Origin of the sequence: Streptomyces sp. SID13726 (genome assembly GCF_010548375.1) — a bacterium.
In the GTDB taxonomy this organism is placed as follows: domain Bacteria; phylum Actinomycetota; class Actinomycetes; order Streptomycetales; family Streptomycetaceae; genus Streptomyces.
The window spans coordinates 1-842 of sequence record NZ_JAAGLY010000072.1 but is presented as its reverse complement, the minus strand read 5'-3'; the positions used below and the strand labels follow the sequence as shown (position 1 = coordinate 842).

General features: G+C 73.8%; 1 protein-coding gene. It reads left to right on the top strand.

Annotated elements, in window-relative coordinates:
* On the top strand, nt 1-842 hold an 842-nt coding region (locus tag G3I78_RS46375), incomplete at both ends, for an alkaline phosphatase D family protein (RefSeq protein WP_203616468.1).

Genomic DNA, 842 nt, shown 5'->3' with positions numbered 1-842 from the left:
CTCCGGCGACCCGCTGCCGGACGGGATCCTGCTGTGGACCCGCGTCACCCCGACCCCCGAGGCCGTTCCCGGCTCCGGCACCGGCCCGGCCACCCAGGTGACCTGGGAGGTCGCCGAGGACAAGGCCTTCACCCGGATCACGGCGAGCGGCTCCGTCACCGCGACCGCCGCCACCGACCACACGGTCAAGGCGGACGTCCGCGGTCTGCGGCCGCAGACCCCGTACTTCTACCGGTTCACCGCGGGCGCCGCCGTCTCCCCGGTCGGGCGCACCCTGACCGCCCCGGGCCACGACGCGAGCACCCCCGGGGTCCGCTTCGGCGTGGTGTCCTGCGCCAACTGGGAGTCCGGCTGGTTCTCGGCCTACCGCCACCTGGCCGCCCGCACCGACCTGCACGCGATCCTGCACCTCGGCGACTACATATACGAGTACGCGAACGGGGCGTACCCCGAGGCGAAGTACGTCGTACGCGCGCCCGAGCCGAAGCACGAGATCCTCACCCTCGCCGACTACCGGACCCGGCACGGCGCGTACAAGACCGACGCCGACCTCCAGGCGCTGCACGCCGCGCACGCGATCGTCGCGATCTGGGACGACCACGAGTTCGCCAACGACGCCTGGTCGGGCGGCGCGGAGAACCACACCCCGGGCGCCGAGGGCGACTGGGCGGCCCGCGCGGCCGCGGCCAAGCAGGCCTACTTCGAGTGGATGCCCGTCCGCACCTCGACCGCCGGCACCGTCTACCGGCGGCTGCGCTTCGGCAACCTCGCCGACCTGCACCTGCTGGACCTGCGCACCTTCCGCTCCCAGCAGGTCAAGGTGGGCAGCGGCGCGGTCGACG